The organism is Acinetobacter legionensis (assembly GCF_048552295.1).
Lineage (GTDB): Bacteria > Pseudomonadota > Gammaproteobacteria > Pseudomonadales > Moraxellaceae > Acinetobacter.
Genome location: NZ_JBIMCW010000007.1, coordinates 48,323 through 74,626, shown reverse-complemented (window position 1 = coordinate 74,626; position 26,304 = coordinate 48,323). Strand labels below are relative to the sequence as shown.

General features: G+C 40.2%; 22 protein-coding genes and 2 tRNA genes. 17 read left to right on the top strand and 7 right to left on the bottom strand.

The features are described from left to right. The gene (locus ACG916_RS07490) at positions 1 to 1,305 is read left to right on the top strand and encodes an efflux RND transporter periplasmic adaptor subunit (protein WP_419327984.1); all 1,305 of its coding nucleotides are present in this window, start codon (positions 1 to 3) and stop codon (positions 1,303 to 1,305) included. Then, positions 1,295 to 4,486, top strand: a complete 3,192-nt coding sequence (locus ACG916_RS07485; RefSeq protein ID WP_419327983.1) for an efflux RND transporter permease subunit — start codon at positions 1,295 to 1,297, stop codon at positions 4,484 to 4,486. The genes ACG916_RS07490 and ACG916_RS07485 overlap by 11 nt, the downstream gene beginning before the upstream one ends. Before the next feature lie 75 nt (positions 4,487 to 4,561). On the opposite strand, the gene ACG916_RS07480 is transcribed toward ACG916_RS07485, so the two are convergent. Continuing rightward, complete coding sequence (locus tag ACG916_RS07480; protein WP_336953678.1) at positions 4,562 to 5,359, bottom strand: DUF4198 domain-containing protein; 798 nt, start codon at positions 5,357 to 5,359, stop codon at positions 4,562 to 4,564. A gap of 151 nt (positions 5,360 to 5,510) precedes the next feature. Between ACG916_RS07480 and ACG916_RS07475 the strand changes: the two genes are divergently transcribed. Next, entirely contained in the window at positions 5,511 to 6,479 is a 969-nt protein-coding gene (locus ACG916_RS07475; RefSeq protein ID WP_419327982.1) for a cation diffusion facilitator family transporter, read from the top strand. Between the two features lie 40 nt (positions 6,480 to 6,519). Here ACG916_RS07475 and ACG916_RS07470 read toward each other — a convergent pair whose 3' ends face one another. From ACG916_RS07470 to ACG916_RS07450, 5 genes are all read right to left on the bottom strand, one after another. Continuing rightward, on the bottom strand, positions 6,520 to 6,861 hold the full coding sequence (locus tag ACG916_RS07470) for a hypothetical protein (protein ID WP_419327981.1): 342 nt from the start codon (positions 6,859 to 6,861) through the stop codon (positions 6,520 to 6,522). 151 nt (positions 6,862 to 7,012) lie between these two features. After that, positions 7,013 to 7,088 (bottom strand) — tRNA-Glu (locus ACG916_RS07465). Positions 7,089 to 7,114: 26 nt separating this feature from the next. Continuing rightward, positions 7,115 to 7,190, bottom strand: a tRNA-Ala gene (locus ACG916_RS07460). A 58-nt stretch (positions 7,191 to 7,248) separates the two neighbouring features. After that, the gene (gene gltX, locus ACG916_RS07455) at positions 7,249 to 8,757 is read right to left on the bottom strand and encodes a glutamate--tRNA ligase (RefSeq protein WP_419327980.1); all 1,509 of its coding nucleotides are present in this window, start codon (positions 8,755 to 8,757) and stop codon (positions 7,249 to 7,251) included. Between the two features lie 138 nt (positions 8,758 to 8,895). Next, the gene (locus ACG916_RS07450; RefSeq protein ID WP_004725398.1) at positions 8,896 to 9,207 is read right to left on the bottom strand and encodes a hypothetical protein; all 312 of its coding nucleotides are present in this window, start codon (positions 9,205 to 9,207) and stop codon (positions 8,896 to 8,898) included. Positions 9,208 to 9,570: 363 nt separating this feature from the next. Here ACG916_RS07450 and ACG916_RS07445 point away from each other — a divergent pair, with 363 nt between their 5' ends. The 10 genes from ACG916_RS07445 to ACG916_RS07400 all read left to right on the top strand — a co-directional run bounded on the left by ACG916_RS07445 (position 9,571) and on the right by ACG916_RS07400 (position 20,550). Next, positions 9,571 to 10,563: a sulfate ABC transporter substrate-binding protein gene (locus ACG916_RS07445; protein WP_336953681.1), complete on the top strand. Its 993-nt coding sequence runs from the start codon at positions 9,571 to 9,573 to the stop codon at positions 10,561 to 10,563. A 244-nt stretch (positions 10,564 to 10,807) separates the two neighbouring features. Further along, positions 10,808 to 11,824: a sulfate ABC transporter substrate-binding protein gene (locus ACG916_RS07440; RefSeq protein WP_336953682.1), complete on the top strand. Its 1,017-nt coding sequence runs from the start codon at positions 10,808 to 10,810 to the stop codon at positions 11,822 to 11,824. Between the two features lie 100 nt (positions 11,825 to 11,924). Then, positions 11,925 to 12,086: a hypothetical protein gene (locus tag ACG916_RS07435; RefSeq protein WP_336953683.1), complete on the top strand. Its 162-nt coding sequence runs from the start codon at positions 11,925 to 11,927 to the stop codon at positions 12,084 to 12,086. 446 nt (positions 12,087 to 12,532) lie between these two features. Continuing rightward, positions 12,533 to 13,459 carry a 16S rRNA (cytosine(1402)-N(4))-methyltransferase RsmH gene (gene rsmH, locus ACG916_RS07430; protein WP_336953685.1) on the top strand — a complete coding sequence of 309 codons (927 nt, stop codon included), beginning with the start codon at positions 12,533 to 12,535 and terminating at the stop codon, positions 13,457 to 13,459. After that, positions 13,456 to 13,788, top strand: coding sequence for a cell division protein FtsL (gene ftsL, locus ACG916_RS07425; RefSeq protein WP_336953686.1), 333 nt, complete (start codon positions 13,456 to 13,458; stop codon positions 13,786 to 13,788). The genes rsmH and ftsL overlap by 4 nt, the downstream gene beginning before the upstream one ends. A gap of 9 nt (positions 13,789 to 13,797) precedes the next feature. After that, positions 13,798 to 15,633 carry a penicillin-binding protein PBP3 gene (gene ftsI, locus ACG916_RS07420; protein WP_336953687.1) on the top strand — a complete coding sequence of 612 codons (1,836 nt, stop codon included), beginning with the start codon at positions 13,798 to 13,800 and terminating at the stop codon, positions 15,631 to 15,633. 7 nt (positions 15,634 to 15,640) lie between these two features. Continuing rightward, positions 15,641 to 17,137, top strand: a complete 1,497-nt coding sequence (locus tag ACG916_RS07415) for a UDP-N-acetylmuramoyl-L-alanyl-D-glutamate--2,6-diaminopimelate ligase (RefSeq protein WP_336953738.1) — start codon at positions 15,641 to 15,643, stop codon at positions 17,135 to 17,137. A gap of 9 nt (positions 17,138 to 17,146) precedes the next feature. Further along, entirely contained in the window at positions 17,147 to 18,556 is a 1,410-nt protein-coding gene (locus ACG916_RS07410; protein ID WP_419327979.1) for a UDP-N-acetylmuramoyl-tripeptide--D-alanyl-D-alanine ligase, read from the top strand. After that, positions 18,556 to 19,674 carry a phospho-N-acetylmuramoyl-pentapeptide-transferase gene (gene mraY / locus ACG916_RS07405; protein ID WP_004725416.1) on the top strand — a complete coding sequence of 373 codons (1,119 nt, stop codon included), beginning with the start codon at positions 18,556 to 18,558 and terminating at the stop codon, positions 19,672 to 19,674. The genes ACG916_RS07410 and mraY overlap by 1 nt, the downstream gene beginning before the upstream one ends. Before the next feature lie 72 nt (positions 19,675 to 19,746). Further along, a complete protein-coding gene (locus ACG916_RS07400) occupies positions 19,747 to 20,550 on the top strand; it encodes a putative RNA methyltransferase (protein WP_419327978.1) in 804 nt (267 codons plus the stop codon). A gap of 60 nt (positions 20,551 to 20,610) precedes the next feature. Here ACG916_RS07400 and ponA read toward each other — a convergent pair whose 3' ends face one another. Beyond that, positions 20,611 to 23,154, bottom strand: a complete 2,544-nt coding sequence (ponA, locus tag ACG916_RS07395) for a penicillin-binding protein PBP1a (protein ID WP_336953690.1) — start codon at positions 23,152 to 23,154, stop codon at positions 20,611 to 20,613. Positions 23,155 to 23,317: 163 nt separating this feature from the next. On the opposite strand from ponA, the gene ACG916_RS07390 reads away from it, so the two are divergent. Genes ACG916_RS07390 through ACG916_RS07375 form a run of 4 tightly spaced genes read left to right on the top strand, consistent with a single transcriptional unit; the run spans position 23,318 to position 26,290 of the window. Beyond that, a complete protein-coding gene (locus ACG916_RS07390; protein ID WP_336953691.1) occupies positions 23,318 to 24,376 on the top strand; it encodes a pilus assembly protein PilM in 1,059 nt (352 codons plus the stop codon). Next, positions 24,376 to 25,017, top strand: coding sequence for a PilN domain-containing protein (locus tag ACG916_RS07385; RefSeq protein WP_336953692.1), 642 nt, complete (start codon positions 24,376 to 24,378; stop codon positions 25,015 to 25,017). Before ACG916_RS07390 ends, ACG916_RS07385 begins: the two co-directional genes overlap by 1 nt. Further along, on the top strand, positions 25,014 to 25,763 hold the full coding sequence (locus ACG916_RS07380) for a type IV pilus inner membrane component PilO (protein ID WP_336953693.1): 750 nt from the start codon (positions 25,014 to 25,016) through the stop codon (positions 25,761 to 25,763). Before ACG916_RS07385 ends, ACG916_RS07380 begins: the two co-directional genes overlap by 4 nt. Then, a complete protein-coding gene (locus ACG916_RS07375) occupies positions 25,760 to 26,290 on the top strand; it encodes a pilus assembly protein PilP (RefSeq protein WP_419327977.1) in 531 nt (176 codons plus the stop codon). The genes ACG916_RS07380 and ACG916_RS07375 overlap by 4 nt, the downstream gene beginning before the upstream one ends. The last annotated feature ends 14 nt before the right edge of the window (positions 26,291 to 26,304 follow it).

Here is a 26,304-nt window from a genome sequence, read left to right as displayed (position 1 = left end):
ATGCTGAATCAATTTAAATCTTTTAAACTTCAGAAAGGCAAAATTTCTCAACGCCTACTGATCATCATTACGCTTGTAATGACTGCTCTTATTGCCATGGGATTGTTCTTTTCAACCAAAAAAGGCACGAGCAAAGAAGGTGGCGAGAAAGAAGCAGAGCATGCTGAAGAAGGACATTCACATGATGAAAATGCTAAGGGAACCACCAAAGATGGTTCCGAAGAAGCGAAGCACAGTGAAGAAGAGGGTGGCGAGAAAGAGAATGCTGAAGCCATTAGTTTGACTGCTCAGCAGATCACAGAACAAGGGATTAAACTAGCTAAAGTAGAGATGGGTACTGTTACCAAATCAGCTTCTTATCCTGCAAAAGTCACAGTCAATACAGATCGTCAAGCACATGTATCACCTGCATTTAGTGGGCAGGTAGTTGCCGTGAATGTTGAATTGGGACAGCGTGTGCAAAAAGGGCAAGCGCTGGCCACTATAGTAGTGCCTGATTTGGTCGATCAGCAGGCAAACTTACAGGTTGCACAGACAAGTCTAGAGCTGGCACGTCAGGACTATGAACGAGAGCGCCAGTTATGGTCACAAGGTATTTCTGCCAAGCAGGATTATCAACGGGCTTATAATGCCTACAAACAAGCACAGATTCAGGTGCAAGCCACCAGATCACGTTTATCTGCTTTTGGTGCCTCATCAAGCAGTAATGGTCGTTATGTTATCACAGCACCAATTGCAGGCATTATCAGTAAAAAAGATTTGGTTATGGGTGAAAATGTGCAGCTTGCTAGCCAGCTATTTATCATTGATCAACTGGATCAGCTATGGCTTGAATTTATTGTACCAAGTTCAGAGTTTTCAGCGATTGCTCCAAATCAACAGCTTGAATTTAAGTCACTGCAGACGGGGAATATGTTTAAAGCACAGATTCAAAGTTTAAACAGTGAAGCTGATGTGCAGACAGGACGTTTACAAGTCCGTGCCAAAGTGTTGTCGAATGCAGCTGAATTGCGTCCGAATTTGATGGTCAACGTTCAACTACAACAGCAAGGCACTTCTCAAGCATTGCGTGTACTCAAAAGTGCTATACAGAAAGTTGAAGGAAAAGACGTAGTGTTTATTTCCAGCGAACATGATAAGAAAATCGAGTTTACTGCGCAGCCTGTTGTGTTGGGTCAGGTGTCAGGAGATGGTCTGTGGGTTGAAGTGAAAACTGGTCTGACCCAAGGCCAGCAATATGCTGGTCAGGGTAGCTTCTTGCTGAAATCTGAATTGGAAAAAGGAGAGGCGAGCCATGGGCATTAATGATTCTTCTGATTCTAAGTTAGACAGAGATGCGGATTCAGCATTACCTCAACCTGAAGGGGTGTTTGATCGACTGATTCAATTTTCGATTAAAAATGCCATTTGGGTTATGCTGTTTATTGTGGCGTGGATTGGCGTGGGGATTTACGGCTATCAAAAATTACCAATTGATGCTGTACCCGATATCACCAATACCCAAGTACAAGTGAACACACAAGCTGCTGGTTTTACCGCATTAGAAGTTGAGCAAAGGATTACCTATCCTATTGAAACTGCGATGGCAGGTTTACCCAAGCTAGAGTTGACTCGTTCCATTTCCCGTTATGGTTTATCCCAAGTGACCATTATTTTTAAAGATGGGACGGATATTTATTGGGCACGACAACAGATTAATCAACGCTTACAAGAAGCCCAAACCGAACTGCCAGATGATATTGCACCGACAATGTCTCCTGTATCGACAGGATTGGGTGAGATTTATCAGTGGGTGATCAAGGCAGAGCCGAATGCAAAAAAACCTGATGATACGCCCTATACCGCGATGGATTTACGTGAAATTCAGGACTGGATTGTACGACCGCAGTTACAACGTGTTCCTGGTGTTGCAGAGGTCAACTCGATTGGTGGCTTTAATAAAACTTATGTGGTCACGCCTGATTTAAATCGTTTGCAACAATTACAAATCCCTGTCAGTGACCTACAAAATGCTTTAACTGGAAACAATGAAAACCGTGGTGCTGGTTTTATTGAAACCAATGGGCAGCAATTGACAGTACGTGTTCCGGGAACCTTGAACAATATTGAAGATATTCAAAATGTAAGTATAGGCAATAAAAATGGTTTTCCGATCCGAGTTGCAGATGTAGCGACTGTATCGATTGGACATGATTTACGTACAGGTGGTGCAACTTACAATGGCGAGGAAACTGTACTTGGTATCGCCATGATGATGATGGGTGAAAATAGCCGTACTGTGGCGAAATCAGTGGATGCCAAAATCAAGGAAGTTCAGCAATCTTTACCGAAAGGTATTGTGATTCAAACCGTATATGACCGGACAGCTTTGGTTGAGCGTGCGATTAGTACAGTACAGAAGAACCTTGTAGAAGGGGCGATTCTGGTTATTGTTATTCTGTTCCTATTTCTTGGTAATTTCCGTGCAGCGTTGATTACTGCATGTGTGATTCCATTATCGATGCTATTTACTTTGGCGGGTATGGCTGAGCAGAAAATTAGTGCCAATCTAATGAGCTTAGGCGCACTGGATTTCGGGATCATTGTAGATGGTGCGGTCGTTATTGTTGAAAACTGTATTCGGCGACTGGCAGAGGCACAACATGCAAAAGGCAGATTACTTTCACGGGCAGAGCGTTTTAAAGAAGTTTTTCTTGCGGCTAAACAGGCACGTCGCCCTTTAATCTTTGGTCAATTAATTATTTTGGTGGTGTACTTACCTATTTTCGCCTTGTCTGGTGTTGAAGCAAAGCTTTTTCACCCGATGGCTATGACAGTGGTATTGGCACTGGTGGGTGCAATCATTCTTTCAGTTACTTTTGTTCCTGCTGCAGTGGCTTTATTTGTTAATGGTGAAGTTAAAGAAACAGAAAGTCGCTGGATGCTGTGGTTAAAGCAAAAATATGAAAAGCTACTCAATTTAGCCTATAACTTCCGAATGTTAGTCGTCACCCTTGCGGTGAGTATTCTGTTTTTAACGGGCGTGCTTGCCACACAAATTGGTAGTGAGTTTGCACCCACCTTGAGTGAGGGCGATTTTGCAGTGCAACAAATGCGTTCGCCAAGTACTGGCCTAGAGCAGTCTTTACGTATGCAGGAGAATACTGAAAAGTTATTGCTCAAAGCGTTTCCAGAAATCAAAGCTATATTTGCCCGTACAGGGACGGCAGAGGTGGCAACAGATGTCATGCCGCCTAATATTTCCGATGCTGTGGTGCTGTTAAAGCCACGTGATGAATGGAAGAATCCAAAGCAAACAATTGATGAGCTACGTCAACGTATGATTGTATTTCTTGGTACATTACCTGGAAATAATAGTGAATTTTCTCAACCGATTGAGCTTCGTTTCAACGAATTGATTTCTGGTGTACGAAGCGATGTGGGAATCAAGATTTTTGGCGATGATATGGAGGTGTTGAATCAACAAGCCACTAAAATTGCACAACAAATCAAAGGTATTATTGGCGCAACCGCCGTCAATGTGGAACAGACTTCAGGCCTACCGCTTTTAAATGTTGAAGTGAACAAAGCTGCGGCAGCGCAGTATGGTTTGTCAGTGAGGGCGATTCAAGACTTGGTGGCGACTAGCGTTGGTGGTCAGAATGTTGGGCAAATACTACAAGGTGACCGCCGTTTCGACTTTGTGATTCGTCTGGATGATGCTCAACGTACACCTGAGCATTTGGCCGTTTTACCTATTCAAACACCAAACGGTGGTCTAATCCAACTTCAGGATGTGGCTAAAGTTGAAAATATCTTGGGTATTAATCAGGTCAGTCGTGAAAATGGTAAACGTCGTGTAGTCGTGACAGCCAATGTTGAAGGGCGTGATTTGGGCTCATTTGTCACCGAATTACAATCGACTCTGGCAAAAGAGCAAATGCCAGCGGGTTATTGGTTGAGCTATGGTGGACAGTTTGAAAACCTAACCTCTGCGAAAGCCCGTATGCAACTGGTCGTTCCACTGGCACTGATGACTATTTTTGTGCTGTTAATGGCCGTTTTCCATAACTTTAAGGAAAGTTTGTTGGTGTTTACAGGTGTGCCATTTGCGTTGTGTGGTGGTTTGATTGCACTGTGGCTTCGGGGTATACCATTGTCGATGTCTGCAGGTGTTGGCTTTATCGCGCTCTCGGGTGTAGCGGTATTAAATGGTTTGGTGATGTTGACCTTTATCAAGGAATTACGTCAACAACTCGATATTTATCAGGCCACATGGCAAGGTGCAATTTTACGATTAAGACCTGTATTGATGACTGCTTGTGTAGCATCGTTAGGTTTTGTGCCGATGGCACTGGCTACGGGGACAGGCGCTGAAGTTCAGCGCCCACTGGCAACTGTCGTGATTGGCGGCATCATGTCATCCACCTTATTGACTTTGGTGATTTTACCGGTGATTTATCGCTGGATGAATGAACGTAAAGTTAAAGCACAAACTGATGCTTGATCGTTAATTTAAAAATAACCTCACCGTTCTTCGCTTAGAACGGTGAGGTATTGAAACTCTATTTGCAGTTTATTACTAACTGGTAGGCAATACACCTAGACTGATGATGGTGTAATTTTGATTCACAGGTTGAATGGTTTTGTTAAATGCTTCACTGACTTCAACCAGATATTGCCCTGAATAAGGAAAAGTGACTGTCGCTGAACCATCTTGAGCAACTGGAACTTTTTGTGCTTGTTTATCGGTTTGCCCTTGAGCCCGGATAAGTAGTTCAGCATTTTTGAGCGCTTGTCCTGATTTTTTAATCAAGATTTGCACAGGTTGCTGCGCAGTAATGCTGTTGGGATGCGTTTTAAATTCAACTTGTATTGCTGCATCAGTGTTGTTTTGGGCTGGTGAAGTTCTTTCTTTAGAAATATAGCTTTGGATTGACCATTCTCGGTTAATGGTGATCGGTACAGGCGGTTTCTTAAAGTCAGCAGGAATCACATATTCGCGTTCAGCGATCTTACCTGCTTTTTCAGCAGGTACATCAAAAAGCATTTTCCATTCTTTATTATGTTGGACATATTTGAGTGGGAAAGACGCTTTACTGAAGATGAGATAGGTCCCAGCTTGTGGTAAGGCTAAGTCAAACACCGTCGCCGATTTTAATGTGCTTGCAGCTTCAACTTGTAACTTGCTCTGATCTGGTTGAATTACGTTGAGAGCGGTTTGTTTCATGGCATGTTCTGCATTCAGTGCTTCTTCAGCATAGGATGCAATCACTGGGATTTGTGTATTTGTGGTGTTATAGCCCAGAGGTGCAACATAGGGTTCATGCGCATAACTATAAGAGCAAAGAAGTACAGAAAGGTAGAGGTATTTTTTCATTGTCGATATTCCATTAACAGGGGTATTTTAACTGTGGAAAATAGAGTAGCCATTATATAGAAGAATTTTACTATTGATAATAATTATTATTATCAATAGTAAATAGAAAGAATATTCAATATTTTGATAAAACAAAATCAGAGGTATGAACATGAGTGAACAACAAGGGCATGATCATAGTCATGCTGTCGTCACAGAAGGAAATGTAAAAAAACTAACTTTTGCATTGGCATTAACCAGTACCTTTTTAATTGTTGAAGTGATTGCCGGTTTCATAACACAAAGCTTGGCTTTGTTGTCCGATGCAGCACATATGTTTACTGATGCAGCAGCATTGGCAATTGCATTGGTTGCCATCAAAATTGGTAAATTACCCGCAGATGATAAACGGACTTTTGGCTATCAGCGTTTTGAAATTTTAGCAGCACTGTTTAATGCCATGATGCTGTTTGTCGTTGCAATTTATATTCTCTACGAGGCGTATCGGCGCTTTAGCCAACCCCCTGAAATTCAGAGTGTCGGTATGATGATTGTGGCGGTTGTTGGGTTGGTGATTAACCTTATTTCAATGAAGATTTTATTCTCCAGTTCAAAGCAAAGCCTTAATATAAAAGGTGCTTATCTGGAAGTATTGAGTGATGCACTGGGTTCTGTGGGGGTGATCATCGGGGGCGCAATTATTTATTTCACTGGCTGGATGTGGGTGGATACGATTATTGCTGTACTCATCGGCTTTTGGGTCTTACCAAGAACATGGATTTTGCTAAAACAAAGTATCAATATTTTACTGGAAGGTGTGCCTGAGGAAATTGATATTGAAAAATTACGTAATGATCTTTTATCCGTTAAAGGTGTAGAAAGTATTCATCAACTTAAGGTTTGGGCCATTACATCTAAAAATGTGCATCTGACAGTACATTTATTTGCACCAGAAGCGGATCGAAATCAACTGTATCAACAGGTTATGGAAATGCTTAGCCATCAACATGGGATTACTGAGATGACGCTACAAATTGAAGATAATGAGTGTATGGTACACTCGCATAATGAATCAGATGGGAATGATTACAGTAACGCTGATGAAACACATACAGATGAAGCAAAAAACCATTCACATTAAGGTGAATGGTTTAATTTGAACATGAGGCAAAGCTGAAGGATTAGATTTGCCACTCATGATTGCAGTCACGGCACTTCCAGCTTTTATTGGCTTGCATAAATGATTGCATTGATATTTTAAAATCGGGCAGATCACGCCAAAACATTACCCCTGCAATCACAGCTGCAATGAAGATCACGACGGTTGCAATTTGCAATGTTTGACCTGCGCCGTTGCTGAAAATCCACATCACAATACTAATGACAACCAATAACAACAAAATAAAAAGTAACGGAATCAAAAATACCAAGCTTTTTGGAACAACAGGACGTACAGCAGGTGTATTCCCGTGGGTAACAGGCAAGATTTTTCGACTTTGGCACTTTGGGCATTGGTATTGCATGGTGGCTCCACATTTATAATCTAAGCATATTCTAATCGTTCTATTTTAGAATGCAAAAAAGACTGAATTGCAGCTTAAATCAAAATTTAGACAATAAAAAACCCAAGTCACTATGCTTGGGTTTTTTACAAAGATGTCGCCATCTTGAATATGGCGTCCCTACGGGGATTCGAACCCCGGTTACCGCCGTGAAAGGGCGATGTCCTAGGCCTCTAGACGATAGGGACAAGTGAGGCAACACAGGTAAAACTTTTGGTGGAGTCAAGGAGGATCGAACTCCTGACCTCTACAATGCCATTGTAGCGCTCTACCAACTGAGCTATAACCCCCAGTCTGTGTGAGCGCAATATTAGGGATATTGCACTCACACGTCAACAGAAAATTTAATTAAGCTTCATCAACTGCATCATTTTTCGGCAATTTGATGCTTTCGTTCAGTTTTTCCCAAACTTTTGCTTCTTTTTTGCTCGGACCGCCCACGATTTCAAGTGCATGACGTAAACGGGCAAAGGTTAAATCAGGGCCAATGGTGACCATCGATTGCATCACAGGAGTAGATGATGTTGAACCTGCAATTGCGATAAAGAATGCTGGCATGAAATCACGGAGTTTGATTTCCATTTGATTCGCCAAATCCATCAAGGTTTGGCTCACAGTATCGTTGTTCCATGTAAATAAGCTTTCTAAACGCCAAATTGCAAATTGTAAGCTTTGACGAACTTGTTCTTCAGTCAGCTTTTTGCTGTCAAATTGTTCTTTGGTCAATGTTGGGAATTGGTTGAAGTAAAAACCAGCCCAATTTACCGCTTCAGACAGTAAGTTAATACGTGGCTGAATGGCAGCAGCAATATCTTCTAGCGTTTGGCGATCAGATTTCCAAGCCAGAAGTGTATTTAACAGTTCAGCAGGGCTGAGTGCCTTAATCCATTGTCCATTTAGCCAGTTTAATTTTTCAACATCAAAAATTGGACCACCCAAAGACACACGCTGGATATCAAAGTGTTCAATCATTTCAGCCAAAGAGAATTTCTCTCTTTCATCTGGCATTGACCAACCCATACGGCCTAAATAGTTCAGTAAGGCTTCAGGTAGCACACCGATGTCTTTGTAGTAGTTGATTGAGGTTGGATTTTTACGTTTAGACAATTTTGACTTGTCTGGGTTACGCAACAATGGCATATGGCACAATGTTGGCATGTCCCAACCAAAATATTGGTAGAGCAACTGGTGTTTTGGTGCAGATGGAATCCATTCTTCACCACGAATCACATGGGTGATTTCCATTAAATGGTCATCGACTACATTGGCTAAATGATAAGTTGGCAAACCATCTGTTTTGAGTAGAATTTGCATGTCGACTTGCGCCCAAGGAATCTCCACTTCACCACGAAGTAAGTCATTGAATTGGCAAACGCCTTCTTCAGGGACTTTCATACGGATCACATGGGCTTCACCCGCAGCCAAACGCTTTTGTACCTCTTCTGGAGAAAGCTTTAAGCCACGACCATCATAACCAGGGGTTTCACCACGGGCTTGTTGTTCAGCACGCATTTGATCAAGCTCTTCCGCTGTTGCGAAACAGTAAAAGGCATGCCCTTTTTCAACAAGTTCTAAAGCATATTGTTTATAGATTCCCATTCGCTCAGATTGGCGATAAGGAGCATGAGGTCCGCCGATATCAGGCCCTTCTGACCAGTTTAAACCTAACCAACGCAGTGAATCTAAAATCATTTTTTCAGATTCAGGTGTTGAACGGAGTTGGTCGGTATCTTCAATACGAAGAATAAATTCGCCACCATGTTGTTGTGCAAAACATAAGTTAAACAAGGCAATATAGGCAGTGCCCACATGTGGAAAACCAGTTGGAGAGGGTGCGATACGAGTACGGACTTTCATAACTAAATATTATTCAGAATGTAAATTGAAACTATTATAACGAAAAAGCCCAACTGCTTAAGGGTTAATTCACCAATAAACGATTGGGCTTCTAAATTCTTTTGAGGAGCGTAGAATTTATTTTTCTAAATCAAATTTTTACAAAGTATGTGGTTGGAATAAAGCTTGTACAAAACAGGAGAATTTCTGATGTTGTTCAGCTAAAAAGTTTTGTGAGGCTGTGGTTTTAATTGAGGTTAAAACTTTAAGCTGATCTTTATCTGAGATCAATTTATTCTCGCCACGCTTTTGCTGATTAAGCGCTTTTTCAATCGGTGATTGTTTGTCTACCACAACAATTAATGATTGTATTGGCTTGGTTGTATCTTTAATTGCAGCAGTATGGCCTGTCTGTGCCATCACTGCGAGTCCTAGACTTAAGCCCAAGATCTTTAAATAAGAATCATTCATTCCATCGGCTCCCCTTGATGGTCAAATTTTTGTTCTTGAACATGTTTATTGTAGCAAAACAACTTACAAAAAGCATAACTACGTCACATTTTTTAATAATACTACACAAAAAATGTTTAAAAAACAATCATTGAAACGAAATGTAATATTTTAATTGATAACATATAAATGTGGATGAATCGTGAAGAATTCAAGTTTAGGTTAATTTGTGTAAAAAACATACTAAATAATTTACATGAGTAATACACATTTTTAGATATATTAAATTATGAATAAGTTAGTTTAAATATTTATAAGTAATTGATTGTTAAATCAAAATAATAAAAATATAGTGCTTCTAAATCATTAGAAACTGAGAAAGAAATGAAAAAACTACTGCTTTTAAGTGCGATCAGTTTAATCGTCACAGGGAATACTTATGCAGCGAAAGAATTTTTAAATGTATCCTACGATCCTACCCGAGAATTTTATCAAGAATATAACAAAAGTTTTGGTCAATTTTGGAAATCAAAAACAGGCCAAGATATTGAATTTAAACAGTCTCATGGTGGTTCTGGCAAGCAAGCACGTTCAGTAGTAGATGGTTTGCAAGCAGATGTGGTGACACTGGCTTTGGCTAATGATATTGATGAAATTGTCAATGCAGGTTTGATTGAAAAAGGCTGGCAAAAAGAATTTCCGAATAATTCTGCACCCTACACATCTACTGTTGTTTTTTTAGTGCGTAAGGGCAATCCGAAAGCAATTAAGGATTGGAATGATCTGGTAAAACCAGGAGTTGAAATTATTACACCAAACCCTAAAACAGGCGGTGCACCACGCTGGATTTATTTATCAGCATGGGGTTACGCACTAAAACAACCGGGTGGTAATGATGCAAAAGCGCGTGAATTAGTCAAACAAATATATAAAAATGTCAAAGTGTTAGATTCAGGCGCTCGTGGCTCGCTCACAACATTTGCGGATCGTGGTATTGGCGATGTTTTGTTGTCTTGGGAAAATGAAGCAATTTTGGCGACGTCTGGTCCAGATAAAGATAAATATCAAATTATTTATCCATCGATTTCAATTCTAGCCGAGCCTTCAGTCGCAATCGTCGATAAAGTGGTTGATAAAGATGGCAATCGTAATTTAGCAAAAGGCTATTTAAATTATCTTTATTCACCAGTAGGGCAGGACTTGGCAGCAAAATATAATTTCCGTCCGCGTAATGCCAAAGCTGCGGGCAAATATTCGGCAAAATTTCCAAAAATTAAACTCTTTACCATAGATCAAGTTTTTGGCGGCTGGGCAAAAGCGCAAAAAACCCATTTTGCCAATGGGGGGATTTACGATCAATTTACGGCTGAAAAGTAATTTGAATCAAATACAAACAAGTCCTCTTTGATCAAAGGGGGGCTTTTTTAGCTTGAAATATTTGTGATAAAACAAATAAAACAGACAAAATATAAGCCACAGTGATGTTGAGCGCTTTCATCAATTAAAACCATAGATGGATTTTTAATCTGTTCTAAGTTTGCGGGTATTTCGCTTTTTGATTGAAGTTTATTCGCTTATTTCATATATTTAGAATAATTTTAGCGATGTTAGCACTCATAATATGAAAACTAATTTTAAAGCACTGATGAGTGCTGTGGTTATGGTGACGGGATTAACTGTTGCAACGACAGCAAGTTATGCTGCTGACCGTGAATTTTTAAATGTGTCTTATGATGCAACGCGTGAGTTTTATGATGAGTTTAATAAATCATTTGGTGCTTACTGGAAATCTCGTACAGGTAAGACTGTTGATTTTAAACAATCGCATGGTGGTTCGGGAAAACAAGCGCGTGCCGTGGTTGATGGCTTAAAAGGTGATGTGGTGACCTTAGCTTTGGCGAATGATATCAACGAAATTGTGAAATCAGGTCAAATTAACCCAGGATGGGAAAAAGAATTTCCAAATAACTCAGCACCGTATACGTCTACCGTTGTGTTTTTGGTACGCAAAGGTAATCCCAAAGGTATCAAGGATTGGACAGATTTGACCAGACCTGGGGTACAAATCATTACGCCTAACCCTAAAACAGGTGGTTTACCTCGCTGGATCTATCTCTCAGCTTGGGGCTATGCACTTAAACAACCAGGTGGTAATGATGCTAAAGCACGTGATTTTGTTTCTAAGATGTACCATAACGTAAAAGTTATGGATCCAGCTGCACGTGCATCGATGACCACATTTGCTGAACGTGGGATTGGTGATGTTTTACTGACGTGGGAAAATGAAGCCATGGTGAGTAAGAAAGCATCTGGCAATAAGTTTGATATTGTCTACCCCTCAATGTCAATTTTGACTGAACCATCAGTGGCAATTGTTGATAAAACAGTAGAGAAGAATGGCAATAAATGGTTAGCAACGGGTTATATTAACTATTTGTATTCTCCAATAGGTCAAGATATGGCAGCACGCCATTTCTATCGCCCGCGCAATGCAAAAATCTTAGCTAAATATTCCAATCAATTCCCTGAACTGAAAACTTTTACGATTGATGAAGTCTTTGGTGGTTGGGCAAAAGCGCAACAAACTCACTTTGCCAATGGCGGTGTTTTTGATCAGATTTATAATAGCAAGCGCTAAACATCAACTATTTTGATTGAATCAACCTCCTTTTTAGGAGGTTTTTTCATTCTGTTATGAATCATTTAGACTAATATTAAACTGAGTAATCAATTTAACTATGGATATTGTACTAAGGCTCGCAACTGAAGATGATATTGAGATTATTTTTGATATACGAACGTCAGTCAAAGACAACCATTTGTCAAAACAACAACTGACTGAACTTGGTATCACTGAGTTGGTAATATTAGATTTGATTCAAAATACTTCGACTGTCTAGCTTACAGAGCTACAGCATCAAGCGTGTGGTTTTTCGATCGCAGATTTAACTGAGAGCAGTGTATTTGCCATGTTTGTCCAGCCCGATTTTGAAGCCAAAGGTGTCGAAACTGCGCTTTTGAAAAAATCATAAGATTTATTATTTGAATCTTTTCACGAAATTTGCTTAGAAACTGATCAAAAAAGTCGTACTTTTGAATTTTATCTCCGACAGGATTGGCGTGTTTCAGAGTATTTTGACAAGGGTGATGTGAAAATGGTCAAGACACAATAACGCTTTGTAGCAGAATGAATGAGCCATTTTTTGTACTGAACTTTTATAAAATGCACTTTAAAACGGTTTTCTCTATAAAAAGTAATATTTCCCTACAAAAAGTCGTTTGGAGCTTTGGCAAAACAAGGTAATAATGTGCAGTTACTTTTTTTGCTTAAACTGAAACCATAATTATGTCTCATATTTCTGTATTACTACATGAAACTGTCGATGCTTTACTTGCAGATCGCAATACAGGAATTTACGTGGATGGGACATTTGGACGTGGTGGACACACGCGTTTATTGTTATCTAAATTAGATGAACATTCAAAAGTTTATGCTTTTGATAAAGATCCACAAGCGTTAGAAGTAGCATATCAGTTAGAAAAAGAAGATCCTCGTTTTAAAATTATTCATGCCAGTTTTGCAGATTTACAACAAGAATTAAATCAATTGGATATTTATCAAGTCGATGGGGTTATGGCAGATTTAGGGGTGTCATCACCACAGCTAGATCAAGCAGATCGTGGTTTTAGTTTTATGAAAGATGGACCACTTGATATGCGTATGGATAATTCTCAAGGACAAACAGCCGCAGATTGGCTACTGGATGTCGATGAAGAACATTTGGCCAATGTGATTTTTCAATATGGTGAGGAACGTTATAGTCGTCGTATTGCACGTGCGATTAAGCAAGCAGGTTATATCGAAACCACTGGAAAATTAGCGGAAATTGTTAAAGTTGCGCATCCAAAGTGGGAAAAGAATAAACATGCTGCGACACGGACGTTCCAAGCTATTCGTATTGAAATTAATAAAGAACTCGATGACGTACATACCTTTTTACCTCAAGCCGTAGATTTGTTAAAATCAAATGCACGTTTGGCTGTCATTAGTTTCCACTCACTTGAAGACCGGATTATTAAACAATTTATTCAAAAAGAATCAACGTTGCCAGAAGATAATGGTTGGGGATTACCTCAAAAAGTACAAGATACTCGTCGACTGAAAAAAGTAGACAGAATTCGTGCCAGCGAGGAAGAAGTCAAAGCCAATCCTCGTTCACGTAGTGCATGGCTTCGAGTTGCAGAACGCTTAGAACAAAAAGGCGCAGAATGAAACAAGAAATTATAGAAGAATCAAGTCATAAGCTGGCCATTAAAAAAACCATTGTTTATGGTGTATTGGTTGCTGCTGTGTTGATCAGTGCCTTTATGGTGGTGTTGCAAGTCTTTGCCTATCGTCATGATTTCCGTGATCTAAATAGCTACATGCGTGAACGTGAAGATATCAATGCAGAATGGGGACGTTTGCTCATTGAACAACAAACATTTGGTGCAACTGCACAAATTGGAACGCGTGCAGTGACACAATTGAGAATGTATTCACCGCCAGCTGCGCAAACAGTTGTCATTTCATTACCAACTGAATCAGAGCAGAAGAAGTAAGGCATCTGTATGGCAGATAAGCAAACTAAACCAACCCGGCAGCCGCGTAAAAAGCAGCCTTCAATTACCCAGAAAAGTACTGTATCGATAGATATGTGGCGTTTCTATTTAATGTGGGGCGTGGTTCTTTTATGTTTTGTGGGTTTGGTCGGTCGCGCATTTTATGTGCAAGTGATTAACAAAGACTTTTTACAAAATAAAGCCAATGCCAATATCCTACGTTCTGAAACATTAAAAGCCATGCGTGGTGTGATTAGTGATCGTCATGGCGTGCCTCTGGCAATCAGTTCCCCAATCATGAAAGTAGTGATTGATCCACGGGAGTATTTTGAGACTAAAAAACAGTTTGATACTATTACGGCTGAATTACAAAAAACACCCAATAGTCGCAAGCTTAAACGTCAACTGCCTGATGAAAATTTAAATCTAGATGAGTTAGCAGATGCAGTTGGTCTTGATCGCGCAGATTTAAAAAAGCGATTAAGTGAACGTCCTCGTTCTCGTTATTTGGTACTCAAAAAAGAAGTTCCACCACCTCAGGCTGATTTTATTACACAGCATAAATTTGCTGGTGTTTATGCAGAGAAAACCTACAAACGTTACTATCCTCAGCCACAACCCAATGCGCAAATTATTGGTCTCACCAATAGTGAAGGAACGGGGATTGAGGGTTTAGAGATGCAATTGAACACACGTCTGGCGGGTGAAGATGGTGAGCAAAAGATTTCTCGTGATAAACATGGTAACCGTATTACCACGCCTGAAGTGGTGAAAGAAGTTAAAGCAGGGGAGAACATCACCTTAAGTATCGATTCACGTTTGCAATATATTATGTATCGTGAGTTGACTGCGGTGGGTGTTGCCAATAATGCACGTTCCGCTTCTGCAATTGCTGTGGATGTAAAAACGGGCGAAATTCTGGCTATGGCGAGTTGGCCTTCTTATAATCCCAATGATAAAAATGGCTTAAGTAATAAAGATGCTATGCGGAACCGTGGTGCAATTGACATGTTTGAACCTGGTTCAACCATGAAACCTTTTACTATTGCCGCAGGCTTAGAAAGTGGCAAATATACGCCTAACTCTGTGGTTAGTACTAGTCCTGGTTCGATGCGTTTAGGCTCCCATACTATTCGTGATACGCATAATTATGGTTCGTTGACCGTCACTGGTGTGATTATCAAATCTTCGAACGTGGGATCGGCAAAGATTGCCTTGTCTTTACCAAAAGAAACTTTACCAAGTTTCTTTAGAAAAGTGGGTTTTGGTCAGCGTTCTGCAGTTAAATTCCCAGGTGAGAGTGGAGGTTTAGTACTTCCACCTGAAAAGTTAAATTCTTCACAAATTGGCACAATGGCCTATGGTTATGGTTTAAATGCTACTATTTTACAGTTGGCGCAAGGCTATGCAATGTTGGCCAATCATGGTGTGGAATATCCTTTAAGTCTCTATAAATTAAATGATCAGCCCAAAGGTAAACAGGTTTTAGCTCCTAAAATTGCTGATGAAGTTTTGTTGATGTTAGAGCAAGTCACGATGCCCGGTGGTACTGCAAAACAAGCCAATATTCCTGGTTATCGCGTGGGTGGTAAAACAGGTACAGCACATAAGTTGCGTCCTGACCACAGAGGCTATTCGAATACTGAATACCGTGCTTTATTTGCTGGTGTGGCACCGATTAGCGATCCTCGTTTAGCAGTTATTGTTGTAGTCGAAAATCCGCGGGGACAATATTATGGTGGTTTGGTTGCAGCCCCAGTATTTGCTCGAATTATGCAAGAATCTTTACGTTTAATGAATGTGCCTTTAGATAAACCTCTTGAAACGGCTAAGGCCAAGCCATAGGTAAACCATAATGATTAATTTTCAAGATATTTATAAAGTTGATAATACAAAGACGTGGATGTCTGAGTCATTTAATGGCTTTTCTCTAGATAGTCGTTATGTACAACAAGGACAAATTTTTATTGCTTTAACCAGTTATTCGCAACCAGAAAAAACAGCACAATTCGCTCAAATTGCTTTAGACAAAGGCGCATTGGCGATTATTAGTGAAACAGATTTAGGTTTTGAATCTGCATTGATCTGCCCAGATGTTCGTCAGTTAATGGGTCAATGGCAAAAACAATATTTACAAGCAACATCCCCTGTAAAAGCTGCGCGAATTCTTGCAGTCACAGGAACCAATGGTAAAACTACGATTTCACGCCTCGTTGCTGAATTACTGGCATTGCAAAATAAAAAATGTGCAGTAATGGGAACCACAGGTAATGGGATTTTGCCAAACCTAGAAGCGTCTTCACATACCACTTTAGATGCTTTACATTTACAAAGTCTTTTGCATGAATTTTCTATGCAAGGTGCTGAATTCGCTTCTATTGAGGCAAGTTCACATGGTTTGGCACAAGGTCGTTTAAATGGTTGTGATATTGAGATTGCTGCATATAGTAATCTGAGTCGAGATCACTTGGATTATCACGGGACGCTTGAAGCCTATGCTGAAGCAAAAGCGTTACTGTTTAAATTTGCTACGCTAAAAGTTGCGGTAATTAATATAGACGATGCGCATGCAGATCTAATGATGAATGCGGCAAGTAGCAATCTGTCACATCCAAAAGTATTGACCTATTCAACTTCTAAAGCGGCTGATTACCAAGTATTTGGGATTAAATATAGCCTAGATGGAGCAACATTCCATCTAAAAACAGCCAAAGCTGAATTTACTGTGAATAGCCCATTACTTGGGCATTTTAATATTGAAAATTTGGTGGCCAGTTTAATTGTTGCTGAGCAAGCAGGTTTTGATTTAAAGCAACTTATCGCAGTTGTACCTAACCTAAAAGGTGCACCTGGACGTATGCAAGTGATTCGTGATCAAGATCGTCTGTTTGTGGTGGATTATGCACATACACCAGACGCTTTAACTCAGGTTTTAAAAACCTTAAAACGTCATGTTGAAAATCAGCTTTGGGCTGTCTTTGGTTGTGGTGGCGATCGAGATCGCGGTAAACGCCCATTGATGACCAAAGCAGCTTTGGAACAAGCCAATCCTGTGATCATCACATCAGATAATCCGCGTACAGAAAATCCTGAGCAAATTTTTGCCGATATGAAGCATGAAATTGATTTTAGCCAGCATGAGGTTCACGAAATCCGTGATCGCCGTGAAGCAATCAAATATGCAGTAAAGCATGCACAATCAGGTGATATTGTTGTGATTGCCGGAAAAGGGCATGAAAATTATCAAGAAATTGATGGTGTCCGTCATTGGTTTGACGATATCGTTGAAGTGCAATCGGCAATAGATACACAACACAATAAACCCAATTCAGCTTATCCAGCTCATTAGGACTAAGAGATGCACACCTCTACCACCAGTACTGTGCCTTTGGAGCCATGGTCAGCAGCACAACTTGCTGAAGCAACTCAAGGTTATTGGTATTTAGATCAAGCACCACAAGGTGAAATTAAACGTATTTTGACTGATTCACGTCATGCTGAATTAGGTGATGCTTTTTTGGCGCTCAAAGGTGAGCGTTTTGATGCACATGATTTTGTTGCCCAAGTGGCTGCGAATGGCTGCCAAATTGCCATTGTTAGCCATCCAATTGAAGCAAATATCTGCCAACTTGTCGTGGCGGATACTCGTTTGGCATTGGGGCATTTAGGCGCGTATCGTCGGGCTCAACATCCACAATTAAAAGTGATTGCACTTACAGGTAGTAGTGGTAAGACCACCACCAAAGAGATGTTGGGGAGTATTCTTTCACGTTTAGCCCCGACCTTGATTACACGTGGCAATTTAAATAATGATCTTGGTGTGCCAATGATGTTATTGGAGCTACGTTCAGAGCATCAATATGCGGTGATGGAACTTGGTGCAAGCCATCAAGGTGAAATTGATTACACCTCAAATCTTGTACAGCCACATGTTGCTGGTATTCTAAATATTGGAACTGCACATTTAGGCGAATTTGGTGGACGTGATGGAATTTGCCGTGCTAAATCTGAAATTTACCGTCATATTGATCCAGCTGGAATAGCAATTGTTCCTGCTCAGGATGATTTTACGAATGCGATTCGCCAAGTGGTACATACTGAGCAAGTGTTAAGTTTTGGTCAGGGTGGCGAAGTCTTTGCGACGGATGTTCAGTTACACGCACAGTCTACAATCTTTACACTTAATACGCCTCAAGGTGTAAGAACGGTCAATCTGCCTTTTGCAGGCGAACATAATGTTCATAATGCAGAAGCAGCGACAGTATTTGCTTTGGCGATTGGTGTTGAGTTAGACGATATTGTGATTGGCTTGGAGTCGGCACAAGGTGCAAAAGGGCGTTTGAATTTTATTCATAAGCGCAAGCACTTATTTATTGATGATACCTATAATGCCAATCCGACTTCAATGCGTGCAGCAGCTGAAGTACTTGCGCAACAGCAAGGGATCAAAGTGATGGTGATTGGCGATATTGGCGAACTGGGCGATACTGCTGCTCAGCAACACTATATGTTGGGTCGTGATCTGGTTTCAGTGGATGGGATCGACTTTGTTGTCGCGGTAGGGGAGTTTGCGCCTGCCACACAAGAAGGTGCGCGAAGTACTCAATATGGTAAAAAATTACAAGCTTTTCTTAACCAAGAACAAGCTTTACCTTTATTGTTAAGTTTAATTGCAACACATCAACCACAGTCCATGAGTTTCTTGTTTAAAGGTTCTCGCTATACCCATATGGAAACGTTGATGGCTGATTTGATGGAGAAAGTTTAATGCTGTATTGGTTATTTCAACACTTGGCGGGTTATGAAAACGCGTTCCAAGTTGTTCGATACTTATCGTTACGAGCATTGCTCAGTGTACTCACTGCACTTGCGATTGGTTGGGCCTTGGGACCAGTAATGATCCGTAAATTACAAGCGCTCAAATATGGTCAGGCGGTTAGTTCATATGCACCTGAAAATCATGCCAAAAAAATGGGTACGCCCACTATGGGTGGGATTTTAATTCTGCTTTCAATTGGGATTAGTACTTTACTGTGGGCAGATTTATCCAATCCTTATGTATGGATTGTCTTGGCTGTTATGGTGATCTTTGGTGCTGTAGGATGGGCGGATGATTGGATTAAAGTACGCTATAAAGACAATGCGGGCTTACCTGCTAAGAAGAAGTTCTTTTGGACTTCAGTTGGTTCTTTAGGTGCGGGTATTGCTTTGTATATAATCGCCACTCAGCAAGACAGTCCTGTACATACTGCGAATATGTTGGATTTATTGATTCCATTTTTTAAAAATCTGAGCATTCCATTGTCGTCCATTCCGTTGGGTATTGGATTTATTATTTTTACCTATCTGGTGATTAATGGTGGATCAAATGCAGTAAATTTGACAGATGGCTTAGATGGCTTAGCGATTATGCCGATTGTCTTGGTTGCTGCAGGTTTAGGTGTTTTTGCATATTTGGCAGGTGATATCCGCTTTGCCAATTATTTACATATTCCTTATGTAAAATATACGTCTGAGCTGGTGATTATTTGTGCTGCAATGATTGGGGCTGGTTTAGCATTTCTTTGGTACAACGCGCATCCTGCCCAAGTCTTTATGGGGGATGTAGGGGCGTTATCATTGGGGGCAATGTTAGGTACAATCGCGGTAATGGTTCGTCAAGAAATCGTCTTTGCTATTATGGGTGGTGTATTTGTTGTAGAAGCAATCTCCGTATTCTTGCAAATCGGATCGTTGCGTATGCGGAATAAGCGTGTATTTCTTATGGCGCCGTTACATCATCATTATGAGAAAAAAGGCTGGCGTGAGACTCAAGTGGTGATTCGTTTTTGGATTATCACAATTATGCTGGTAGTTTTGGGTCTAATGACATTAAAATTACGTTAAGCCAGAGTGATTTGAAAAAGTCGGCATTTGCCGGCTTTTTTATGGCCAAAAAATATCTTTTTGGAGAATGCAATGAATTTGTTGATGTGCCCCGTATGTCGTGAGGTATTGAGCCTATCGGATCGGACTTGGCGCTGTGTAAACAATCATAGTTATGATGTAGCAAAACAAGGCTATGTAAATTTACATGTAGTACAACATAAGCATAGTAAAAATCCTGGAGATACGCCTGAATCTGTACAAGCACGACGTGGATTTTTAAGTGGTGGATTTTATGCACCTTTACAACAAGCCGTTGTTGAGAAAATTCGTGGGTTGCGTGTTGAAAACCTACTGGATATCGGTTGTGGTGAGGGCTACTATACCGATGCTATGCAGCAAGAAGTGATGCAATGTATTGGTGTTGATATTGCAAAAAATGCGGTTCAAGTTGCTGCAAAACTCAATAAAGACGTGACATGGATTGTGGGTACAGGTGCAACCTTACCTGTATTGGATCATTCTATTGATTTGTGTACCAGCTTATTTAGTCCGATCCCTGAAGAAGAAATACTCAGAGTTCTTAAGCCTAAGGCTTATTTGATGGTGGTGACACCTGCTCCTGAGCATTTATATGCAATGCGTGAGGGTTTGTTTGATGAAGTTAAAGCGCATGAACCACAAAAATTTGTAGAGCAATTACAATCCTCTTTTGAGTTAATTGAGCAGCCTATTGTTGAAACAACGTTTGAGTTGGATCAAGCACAATTAAAAAACTTGATTGCGATGACCCCCTATGCTTATAAAGCAAAACCTGAAAAGCGTTCGGCTTTAGAGGCACACATTAAAACCACATTAAAAGCTGCATTCCAAATTTATATTTTTCAAAAAAAATAACAGAAATCTTAGCCATAAAAAATGCCATCAATTGATGGCATTTTTTATTTGAAAAGCTAATTATTGAACTTCATTAATCAAGTTTTCAAGAGAATCGCTTTCTCGTTTCGCACTCCCTTGATTCATTGCAGGAGGGGCTACTTTGTTCGGTTTTAGCGGTTGATCTGAACCCTCATCAGGTAGGTCTTCAAAGTCATTTGATGAATTACGTGATGGTGTAACAGGTGCAGGTTTGAAGATTGGACGGGCTAAAGGTGGTGATGAACCATAGCCTTCGTTTTGAGTAGCGCCTTCAACTTGTGTTTGGTTGCGTTCTTCACGAGAAATTGGTGCTTTGGCATTTTTATCAAAATGTACCCAAGCAGATGGCGTGTCTTTTAAGGCTTTACCCATAAAGCCAGTCCAGACTGGAAGTGCTGCGATCCCACCGAACTCACGACGACCAAGTGTTGAAGGTTGGTCAAAACCAACCCAAGCAATCGCGACTAATTTGCCGTTGAAGCCAGCAAACCAAGCATCTTTAGCATCATTGGTTGTACCCGTTTTACCGCCAATGTCATCGCGACCAATTTTAAGCGCTGCACGACCTGTACCATGCACAATGACATCACGAAGAATATTTGCCATATCAAAAGCAGATTGTGATTTTAAAATCCGTTGCGCTTGGCGATATTTACTTTGCTCTTCCTTACTTAGTGGGGGTTGAGTCTCATCTACTGTAAGGTTTGCACCTTTAATAACTTCATCATCAGGAGTGATTGCTTCTGCATCTGCAACAGTTTCTTTTTGATTGATACATGGAATACACGCATATTCAGGCGCTGCTTCGTAAATGGTTTTTCCATAAGCATCTTCAATACGACTGATGAAATGTGGTTGAATCCGATATCCACCATTGGCAATTGCGGCATATCCTGTAGCCATTTGAACAGGAAGTACTTGCGGAGTACCAAGAGCGATGGTGAAGTTTCGTGGAATTTGATCTTCTTGTAGGCCAAAATCCATCAATAATTGACGAGCACGTTCTACACCGACGCTTTGTAATAAACGTACAGATACTGTATTACGAGATAAGTACAACGCACGTCGTAAAGGAATCATACCCAAATAACGACCATCTGAGTTTCTCGGTGACCAACGACCAATCGTAATTGGGCTATCGTTCACCATGGTATAAGGGGTCATCCCGCGTTCAAGTGCAAGGGCATATACGAATGGCTTAATGGTTGAACCAGGTTGACGCCAGCCTTGTATTGCGCGGTTAAATTTAGATTGGTAAAAGTTGTATCCACCCACCACAGCTTCAATTGAACCATCGTTCGGGTTGATAGCGATGAGTTGACCCTGTGCTTTCGGCGTTTGAACCAATGACCACGCTGTTTTACTATCATTGGGACGTAAACGAATAATATCTTTGACGTTTACAATCTGTGAAGCACGGCTTGGTGCTCCACCCACTGCATTGGCATTGATATATTTTCTTGCCCAAGACATACCAGACCAAGGTACTGTCACTGTTGAACCATCTTGCATTTTGGCATCAAAACTATTGCTGCCTACTTTGATGACTTCAGCAGGGTAGGTATTGGCATAAGGAATAAATTCTTTTAACGGTTTGTCATGAGCTTCAGCACCGCGCCATCCATGACGCCGATCATAATCTTCCAAGCCTTTTTGTACAGCATCTTCCGCATATTGTTGGCGTTGGCTGTTTACAGTTGTATAAACTTTATAACCTGAATCAATTGCTTGATCGCCAAATTTTTCTACCAGTTCTGACCGAACCATTTCTCCTACATAGGGAAATCGATTACTTAGGCCTCGATCAGGCATACTCAAATTAATTGGTTCAGCTACGGCTTTTTCATATTCTACTTGTTTGAGATAGCCGAGTTGTAACATACGACCTAGAATCCAGTTACGACGTTCTAATGCACGTTCAGGATTGACCACAGGATTATATTTTGACGGTGCTTTAGGTAGACCTGCAATCATGGCCATTTGAGCAACACTGAGTTGATCTAAACTTTTGTCATAGTAAATTTTTGCAGCAGCAGCAATACCATACGCATTTTTACCTAAAAAGATTTTATTGACATATAAAGACAAAATTTCTTCTTTCGATAGATTTTGTTCTATTTTACGTGCCAAAAATACTTCTGTAAGTTTGCGTTTTAGCGTCCGTTCAGGTGATAAATAATAATTTTTAGCAACCTGCATGGTAATTGTTGAGCCACCTGTTTGTACATTTGACCCAGTTACACTTTCACTCACTGCTCGACCTAAGCCTTTAAAGCTAATCCCGCTATGTTCGAAGAAAGAAGAGTCTTCGGCAGCAAGGAAGGCGTGAATAAAATGAGGAGGGATCTGATTGTACTCAACAGGGACCGAAAGCTTGCCACCATATTCAGCGATCAGCTGATTATCTGCTGAATAAACTTGCAAAGGTTTAAGCAATGGCGCCTTTTTTAAAGAGCTCATTTCTGGTAGTGATGGCGCGATATATAGATACATTCCATAAAAGCCCATCGGAATTGCGACTAAAATAATGATAATCAGCAAAAAAAAGGGATGAATATAACCTGAACAAGATAGCTTTTTCATAACAAGTAAGTTTTAATAATAGCTAATGGCAAACTAATTGCGTTCAGTATAGCTTCTCATGTGACGGATTGTTAGATGGGATATTGTATCTGTAAAAAATTAAGACCAAATGCAGTCAGTTTGTGTTATTTATTGGGGATAAAAAAATAATAGGAATTCAATCGTGCTTAGACTATATCGTAAGCCAAATAAGGGGTTAATAGGAGTAGATATTAGTTCTACTACTGTAAAGATTTTAGAGCTCTCTGTTAAGAACGGTCGTTACTGGGTTGAAAGTTATGGGTTAAGCCCTCTGCTGGATGGGAGTGTTGTTGAAAAAAACATTCTTAATCCTGAAGCAGTGGCTGATGCGTTGGAAAGGGCAGTCAATATTGCCAATCCTCAATCACAAAATGTCGCGGTTGCTGTACCTACTTCTATGGTGATTCACAAAATCATTGAAATGGATGCAGATATGTCGGATGAGGAGAGAGAAGTTCAGATCCGAATGGATGCTGAACAATATATTCCTTTTCCATTAGATGAAGTCAGTTTAGATTTTGAAGTTTTAAAAGATAAGCTAGCAAATCCAAATCGAGTCAATGTATTACTCGTTGCAACACGTGCAGAAAATATCGATTCTCGTGTTGAAGTTTTAGAAATCGCAGGCTTGTCACCCAAAATCGCAGATGTAGAAAGCTATGCAATTGAGCGTGCTTTTGATGTCTTTTCTGATACCTTGCCAATTGGTGTAAATCTTGTGGGTATTCTAGATATTGGTCATACCATGACGACTTTGTCTGTGATGCAAAATGGCAAGATCATTTATACCCGAGAACAAGTTTTTGGTGGCAAGCAGCTGACTCAAGATGTACAGAACCGTTATGGTTTGTCTTATGACGAAGCTGGTCGTGCCAAAAAAGATCGGACTTTACCTGATGATTTTGAAACAGAAGTTTTAATGCCGTTTTTAGAAGCAGTTGTACAACAAGCTGCTCGTTCATTACAGTTTTTCTTTTCATCTTCTCAGTTTAATGAGATTGATCATATTTTACTGGCTGGTGGGAATGCTAATATTCCTGGTTTGGCAAAATTATTACAACAAAAACTAGGCTATCGCGTCACGATTGCAAATCCTTTCTTGCAGATGGGATTTTCACCACAAATTGACTTAAGAAAAATAGAAAATGATGCACCTTCTCTAATGGTTGCGTGTGGTTTGGCGTTAAGGAGTTTTGATTAATGGCAAAGATTAACTTACTCCCTTGGCGTGATGAGCTAAGAGAACAGAAGAAAAAGCAATTTGTTGCGATATGTGTTGGGGTTGCACTGATTGGTTTAGTTTCCGTGTTATTGGCATGGTTCTATTTTGATCATAAGTTACAAGATCAAGAGCAGGCTAATCAATTGGTGACCAGTACCAATCAAAATTTAGATACGCAACTCAAAACTTTAGATGGTTTGCAAGAGCGCCGTAATGCAATTATTGAGCGTATGAAACTTATTCAAGGCTTACAGGGTCAGCGTCCTGTGATTGTTCGCTTAGTTGATGAATTAGTCCGTATTGTTCCTGCACAAATGTACATCACAAAATTTAGTCGTGTAGGTGATAAGTTTACGATTGAAGGAAAAGCAGAGAGCCCAAACACAGTTGCTGAATTGCTACGTGGCTTAGAAGCTTCTGAATGGTATCGAAATGCGTTTATGAACTCGTTCTTAGCCGCAGATGAAAATAAAAATAAAGGGCAAACTTCGGTTATTCCTCGTGTGGAAGAATCATATGGAAGTTTTGTTGTGACTGTAGATATCGGTGAAATAGCTGCAACTACAGATGCAGATACAACTAAAGCTGAACAAGTTCCAGCTGCTGGGGGGGCAAAATGAGTCGAGAAGATTTTGAGCAATTAGATTCATCTGTAAATGATGCTCCAAAAAAGAACAAGATGACTTTTGAGAAATTTTTACAACAATTCAATACTTTGGATATGAATAACTATGGCACTTGGCCCTTATCCGTTAAAGTAACATGTTGGGTCTTCTTATTTTTCTTGGTTTGTGCAATTGGTTATTTTTTAGCAATTAGACCTAAATTAGAGGCAATTGACCAAGCACGTACAGTTGAACAAAACTTATTAAATGAGTTTAAAGAAAAAGATTCCAAATTACGAAATTTGCAGCAATATCAAGCGCAATTACAACAAATGGAAGCGAACTTCAATCAGCAATTAGAACAGCTTCCCAAAGAAACTGAAATTCCAAGTCTGGTTGAAGATATTAACGTGACAGGGGTGAGTTCTGGTTTGAAATTTAAAAATATCAAATTAGAACCAGAAGTGAAGCAGGAGTTCTTTATTGAGCAGCCGATTTCGATTGATGCAACAGGGGATTATCATTCATTTGGCAGTTTTGTAAGTAGTCTGGCGGCATTACCTCGTATTGTGACTTTGCATGATTTCACAATTACAGGAACACCAAGTCAAGATAATAAATCTGATGTGCCGGTGATTGACTATACCATTAAAGCAAAAACGTATCGTTATATTGGAGCCGATGAGCAGAAAACAAATAAATCTTCGAATGCTGTTGCACAGAAGACAACGACACCTCAGCAAGGAGGGAAGCCACAATGAAGCAGCTCATTAAAATAGTTTGTGGAATCTCATGTGCGGTGCTGTTGGTGGGGTGTGATTCTCGAATTGATGCCGTAAATCAAGAGATGGCAAATATTCGAAATCAGCAACCATTACCGATTGAGCCTGCGCCAGTATTTAATCCGGTACCAAGTTTTAATTATTCAGCTCAACAATTACGTAGCCCATTTTTACCGAACTCATTGGCAAATGAGTTGAAAGTTATGTCAGGTAAGCAAGTCTACCCTAATTTTTCAAGACAGCCACAACCACTTGAAAGTTATCCTTTAGAGTCATTAACACTAAAAGGAAGTATGAAAGGAACAGTTGGGCAGACAGTGGGTTTGATTAAAACACCTGATGGCGAGGTTGAGCGGGTACAACGTGGGAATTACATGGGGATGAATCAGGGGCGAATTATTGAAATTACGCCTACCCGTATTGATTTATTGGAAATTGTTCCAGATGGTCGAGACGGTTATATAGAAAGACCACGAAGTCTAGTTCTAATCGGTCCAATAGATTAAAAACGGAATAAAGG

Excerpts from the sequence above, each read along its gene's own strand:
- gltX (WP_419327980.1), bottom strand. The coding sequence starts at position 8,757 with ATGAAAGTCCGTACTCGTATCGCACCCTCTCCAACTGGTTTTCCACAT.
- ACG916_RS07485 (WP_419327983.1), top strand. The coding sequence starts at position 1,295 with ATGGGCATTAATGATTCTTCTGATTCTAAGTTAGACAGAGATGCGGAT.
- ACG916_RS07400 (WP_419327978.1), top strand. The coding sequence starts at position 19,747 with ATGAATTTGTTGATGTGCCCCGTATGTCGTGAGGTATTGAGCCTATCG.
- ACG916_RS07475 (WP_419327982.1), top strand. The coding sequence starts at position 5,511 with ATGAGTGAACAACAAGGGCATGATCATAGTCATGCTGTCGTCACAGAA.
- ACG916_RS07490 (WP_419327984.1), top strand. The coding sequence starts at position 1 with ATGCTGAATCAATTTAAATCTTTTAAACTTCAGAAAGGCAAAATTTCT.
- mraY (WP_004725416.1), top strand. The coding sequence starts at position 18,556 with ATGCTGTATTGGTTATTTCAACACTTGGCGGGTTATGAAAACGCGTTC.
- rsmH (WP_336953685.1), top strand. The coding sequence starts at position 12,533 with ATGTCTCATATTTCTGTATTACTACATGAAACTGTCGATGCTTTACTT.
- ACG916_RS07435 (WP_336953683.1), top strand. The coding sequence starts at position 11,925 with ATGGATATTGTACTAAGGCTCGCAACTGAAGATGATATTGAGATTATT.
- ponA (WP_336953690.1), bottom strand. The coding sequence starts at position 23,154 with ATGAAAAAGCTATCTTGTTCAGGTTATATTCATCCCTTTTTTTTGCTG.
- ACG916_RS07410 (WP_419327979.1), top strand. The coding sequence starts at position 17,147 with ATGCACACCTCTACCACCAGTACTGTGCCTTTGGAGCCATGGTCAGCA.
- ACG916_RS07445 (WP_336953681.1), top strand. The coding sequence starts at position 9,571 with ATGAAAAAACTACTGCTTTTAAGTGCGATCAGTTTAATCGTCACAGGG.
- ACG916_RS07480 (WP_336953678.1), bottom strand. The coding sequence starts at position 5,359 with ATGAAAAAATACCTCTACCTTTCTGTACTTCTTTGCTCTTATAGTTAT.
- ACG916_RS07380 (WP_336953693.1), top strand. The coding sequence starts at position 25,014 with ATGAGTCGAGAAGATTTTGAGCAATTAGATTCATCTGTAAATGATGCT.
- ACG916_RS07385 (WP_336953692.1), top strand. The coding sequence starts at position 24,376 with ATGGCAAAGATTAACTTACTCCCTTGGCGTGATGAGCTAAGAGAACAG.
- ACG916_RS07440 (WP_336953682.1), top strand. The coding sequence starts at position 10,808 with ATGAAAACTAATTTTAAAGCACTGATGAGTGCTGTGGTTATGGTGACG.
- ftsL (WP_336953686.1), top strand. The coding sequence starts at position 13,456 with ATGAAACAAGAAATTATAGAAGAATCAAGTCATAAGCTGGCCATTAAA.
- ACG916_RS07375 (WP_419327977.1), top strand. The coding sequence starts at position 25,760 with ATGAAGCAGCTCATTAAAATAGTTTGTGGAATCTCATGTGCGGTGCTG.
- ACG916_RS07470 (WP_419327981.1), bottom strand. The coding sequence starts at position 6,861 with ATGCAATACCAATGCCCAAAGTGCCAAAGTCGAAAAATCTTGCCTGTT.
- ACG916_RS07450 (WP_004725398.1), bottom strand. The coding sequence starts at position 9,207 with ATGAATGATTCTTATTTAAAGATCTTGGGCTTAAGTCTAGGACTCGCA.
- ftsI (WP_336953687.1), top strand. The coding sequence starts at position 13,798 with ATGGCAGATAAGCAAACTAAACCAACCCGGCAGCCGCGTAAAAAGCAG.